This is a genomic window from Kaistia sp. UC242_56 (genome assembly GCF_044452255.1).
Classification (GTDB): domain Bacteria; phylum Pseudomonadota; class Alphaproteobacteria; order Rhizobiales; family Kaistiaceae; genus Kaistia; species Kaistia defluvii_A.
Window position 1 is genome coordinate 4,490,001 of sequence record NZ_JBIOAN010000002.1, and the last position, 5,056, is coordinate 4,495,056.

The window sequence follows — 5,056 nt, forward strand, 5'->3', positions numbered from 1 at the left end:
CAGTTCCGGGCCAGTGAGCCGCCTTCGCCACTGGTGTTCTTCCTAATATCTACGAATTTCACCTCTACACTAGGAGTTCCACTCACCTCTCCCGGACTCAAGATTGCCAGTATGAAAGGCAGTTCCGAGGTTGAGCCTCGGGATTTCACCCCTCACTTAACAATCCGCCTACGTACGCTTTACGCCCAGTAATTCCGAACAACGCTAGCCCCCTTCGTATTACCGCGGCTGCTGGCACGAAGTTAGCCGGGGCTTCTTCTCCGACTACAGTCATTATCTTCATCGGCGAAAGTGCTTTACAACCCTAAGGCCTTCATCACACACGCGGCATGGCTGGATCAGGCTTGCGCCCATTGTCCAATATTCCCCACTGCTGCCTCCCGTAGGAGTCTGGGCCGTGTCTCAGTCCCAGTGTGGCTGGTCATCCTCTCAGACCAGCTAAGGATCGTCGCCTTGGTGAGCCATTACCTCACCAACTAGCTAATCCTACGCGGGCTCATCTTATGGCGATAAATCTTTCCCCCGAAGGGCTCATACGGTATTAGCCAAAGTTTCCCTTGGTTGTTCCGTACCACAAGGTAGATTCCCACGCGTTACTCACCCGTCTGCCACTCCCTGTTGCCAGGGCGTTCGACTTGCATGTGTTAGGCCTGCCGCCAGCGTTCGTTCTGAGCCAGGATCAAACTCTCAAATTGAACGAGATCTTTGATCGGCTATTGGTCACTACGTATTATTGACAGAGTCCCAAGCACCACCGTCATCCCACCGACATCTCTGCCAGCTAGACAACTAAGCGAGCTTGATAAAACGTAGTACCGCCGAAGTCTCTTTTCGCTCACCCGGTTACCCAGGCAAGCCGCAAGGACATCGCCGTCTACGTTTCTCTTTCTTCCTATTCACTTGTCAAAGAACAGACAGCTCTCACCGTCGAAGCTCAAAACCGAACCATCCGATCCAAACAGGATCCCCAAACGAGAACCCCAAGAACCATCAGACCCGGCCGAACCGGAGGCGCCTATCTAGTCATCCGAAGACAACCCGTCAAGCACCCAAATAACAAAACTCAGAGACGAGTTTTCCGTTCGCCGGCAGCGGTGCCGCCCGCGTTCTTGAGCCGGGTTATAGGCCCCAACCCAACAACCGTCAATCGCTATTCTCAAAATGGTTCCCTGCGAGCCTGGGGACAAGGGTGCATAACTCGCTTTTCCATCCCCGCTTCGCCGCAGGATCCTGCAGAATTTTGAAGCTGCGGCAAAATTCAAAAATCTCCAAATTTCAGCCGCCAAGCGGTGTGTCGGGTGCCGGTAGGCCGCCGACCGGCGCGGATATCGGCGTCTTTTCCTGCCAAAGCCTCGCGGCTGGGGCCGCAAATGGGTGCCGCCAGTCCGATCCGTGCGACGTTTCAACATTCCAGGGGTCTTGAACCGGCGAATCGCAGCGGACCGTGCGGTTCGGCCGACTCCAATCCAGGCGGCCGGTCACTCCGCGCTGCCAGGCGGCGGCCGCTGGAACGGCCGGGTTGATCAGCCAGATTCCGAAGCCTGGCATCGCATCATTTGGACAGGGGGCTGGGGGCCGACGACGTTTGGCGACTGCCGCTCCAGTCGGTGCCGCTTCGCGGCCTCGGAAGCTCGGAAGCTCGGAAGCTCGGAAGCTCGGAAGCTCGGAAGCTCGGAAGCTCGGAAGCTCGGAAGCTCGGAAGCTCGGAAGCTCGGAAGCTCGGAAGCTCGGAAGCTCGGAAGCTCGGAAGCTCGGAAGCTCGGAAGCTCGGAAGGAAGAATGCTCCTCCCCTGCCGAGGGCCAAAGCGGTTTCTGGAAAGGCCGGCAGAAGGAGGGGGCTGGGCCAGGTGGATGACGGCTCGCGTCAGTTGGGCCGATCGGGCCGGGTTTCGGGCTGGATTATCCGATTGCCAGGAATGCAGGTTCGCTCGATGCGCTTGGTGGCAACGGCGCTGCTTGTACCGACGGCATTGGCACGTCGGATTGGCGGCGGTCTTCGAACTTGCGGTCGGATCAGGGTCTGCGGTGTTCTCGATGGAGGATCGCGCTGGGGCGCCGGATTGCCTGGGCTTCTTGTGCACGCGGTTCTGCCGCTCGGCCTCCGCGTTGGTACTGGGACGGTTTTTCCGGCGGTCTGGTCTGGCGCTTTCGCGTCCTGGCCTCGGGCCGAGCTAGGCTTGGGAGCTATGACGCGGCCTTACCTCGGCCCCCTCGCGCTCCGCCATTTCCCTTTGCCTGTGCCTAGAACGACAAAACCCCGCCGGCTTTTGGCGCGGCGGGGTTTTGTGTGTTTGTCATCGTAGAGAGAAGATTGAGTGTCTCGAAGGGTTTGTTTTTTCTGTGCTTTGCAGGCCTGGCAGCGACCTACTCTCCCGTGTCTTAAGACAAAGTACCATTGGCGCAGAGGAGTTTAACGGCCGAGTTCGGAATGGGATCGGGTTCAGGCTCCTCGCCATGACCACCAGGCCGGCGAAGCACAGAAACTGGTTTTGTCATCGATGTTCATTGTCGGTGCTCTCTTGGAGATCACCTGGGATGAGCATGGATTAATGAGAATGATCAAGCCAATCGAGTTATTAGTACCGGTAAGCTACATGCGTTGCCGCACTTCCACACCCGGCCTATCAACGTGGTGGTCTACCACGACTCTCAAGGGAATACTCGTTTTGAGGTGGGTTTCCCGCTTAGATGCTTTCAGCGGTTATCCCGTCCGTACATAGCTACCCTGCAATGCGGCTGGCGCCACAACAGGTCCACCAGAGGTACGTCCATCCCGGTCCTCTCGTACTAAGGACAGATCCTCTCAATATTCCTACACCCACGGCAGATAGGGACCGAACTGTCTCACGACGTTCTGAACCCAACTCACGTACCACTTTAATCGGCGAACAGCCGAACCCTTGGGACCTTCTCCAGCCCCAGGATGTGATGAGTCGACATCGAGGTGCCAAACGATGCCGTCGATATGGACTCTTGGGCATCATCAGCCTGTTATCCCCAGAGTACCTTTTATCCGTTGAGCGATGGCCCGTCCACGTGGGACCACCGGATCACTATGGCCGACTTTCGTCTCTGCTCGACTTGTCAGTCTCGCAGTCAGGCGGGCTTATGCCATTGCACTCGACGACCGATTTCCGACCGGTCTGAGCCCACCATCGCGCGCCTCCGTTACACTTTGGGAGGCGACCGCCCCAGTCAAACTACCCACCATGCACGGTCCCGGATCCGGATGACGGACCGCGGTTAGACATTCATATTCACAAGGGTGGTATTTCAAGGATGGCTCCACACGAGCTAGCGCCCATGCTTCAAAGCCTACCACCTATCCTACACATGCAAACACGAATGCCAGTGCAAAGCTATAGTAAAGGTTCATGGGGTCTTTCCGTCTGACCGCGGGAACCCCGCATCTTCACGGGGAATTCAATTTCACTGAGTAGGTGCTGGAGACAGCGGGGAAGTCGTTACGCCATTCGTGCAGGTCGGAACTTACCCGACAAGGAATTTCGCTACCTTAGGACCGTTATAGTTACGGCCGCCGTTTACCGGGGCTTCGATTCAAAGCTTGCACCTCTCCTCTTAACCTTCCGGCACCGGGCAGGCGTCAGACCCTATACGTCGCCTTACGGCTTCGCAGAGCCCTGTGTTTTAGGTAAACAGTCGCTACCCCCTAGTCTGTGCCCCCTCGCCCTGGTTGCCCAAGACGAGGGCCTCCTTCTCCCGAAGTTACGGAGGCAATTTGCCGAGTTCCTTCAGCACCATTCTCTCAAGCGCCTTGGTATACTCTACCAGTCCACCTGTGTCGGTTTAGGGTACGGTCTATAAGCGGGAGCTATTTCCTGGAACACCTTCACTGCAGCACCAATCCAATAAGGCACTACAATACACGGCATTCGTCACTACCCGCAGGCTGAGGAATATTCACCTCATTCCCATCGACTACGCCTTTCGGCCTCGCCTTAGGAGCCGGCTAACCCTGCGCAGATTAGCTTTACGCAGGAACCCTTGGACTTTCGGCGACAGTGTCTCTCACACTGTTTGTCGTTACTCATGTCAGCATTCGCACTTCCGATACCTCCAGAAGCTCTCACGAGTCTTCCTTCACAGGCTTACGGAACGCTCCGCTACCACTTGATCCGAAGATCAAATCCGCAGCTTCGGCACATGGCTTGAGCCCCGTTACATTGTCGGCGCAGGAACCCTTATTTAGACCAGTGAGCTGTTACGCTTTCTTTAAATGATGGCTGCTTCTAAGCCAACATCCTGGTTGTTTTGGGATCCCCACATCCTTTCACACTTAGCCATGATTTGGGGGCCTTAGCTGGCGGTCAGGGTTGTTTCCCTTTTGACGATGGACGTTAGCACCCACCGTCTGTCTGCCAGATAGTACTCTTGGGTATTCGGAGTTTGGTTAGGTTTGGTAAGACGGTAAATCCCCCTAGCCCATCCAGTGCTCTACCCCCCAAGGTATTCATCCGACGCACTACCTAAATAGTTTTCGCGGAGAACCAGCTATTTCCGAGTTTGATTGGCCTTTCACCCCTAGCCACAAGTCATCCCCGTCTTTTTCAACAGACGTGGGTTCGGTCCTTCAGTGCGTGTTACCGCACCTTCAACCTGCTCATGGCTAGATCACCCGGTTTCGGGTCTAATCCGACGAACTGAATGCCCTATTCAGACTCGCTTTCGCTGCGCCTACGCCTATCGGCTTAAGCTTGCTCGTCAGATTAAGTCGCTGACCCATTATACAAAAGGTACGCCGTCACCCAGGACAAACCTTGGGCTCCGACTGTTTGTAGGCATCCGGTTTCAGGAACTGTTTCACTCCCCTTGTCGGGGTGCTTTTCACCTTTCCCTCACGGTACTTGTTCGCTATCGGTCGCTAAGGAGTACTTAGGCTTGGAGGGTGGTCCCCCCATGTTCAGACAGGATTTCACGTGTCCCGCCTTACTCAAGGATCCATGTTCGCATTACCCGTACGGGGCTATCACCCACTATGGCGGACCTTTCCAAGTCCTTCCGGTTGTCTCACATGAACCACTGGCCTCATCCGCGT

At 56.0% G+C, this 5,056-nt stretch carries 3 rRNA genes (1 of these 3 running past the window's edge); all 3 read right to left on the reverse strand.

Annotated features, from left to right (window positions below):
* Nucleotides 1–695 (reverse strand): 16S ribosomal RNA (locus ACHMWQ_RS23835) (it extends 794 nt beyond the left edge of the window).
* A gap of 1,656 nt (nt 696–2,351) precedes the next feature.
* Nucleotides 2,352–2,466 (reverse strand): 5S ribosomal RNA (gene rrf, locus ACHMWQ_RS23840).
* Nucleotides 2,467–2,555: 89 nt separating this feature from the next.
* Nucleotides 2,556–5,056, reverse strand: a 23S ribosomal RNA gene (locus ACHMWQ_RS23845); the annotation flags it as partial.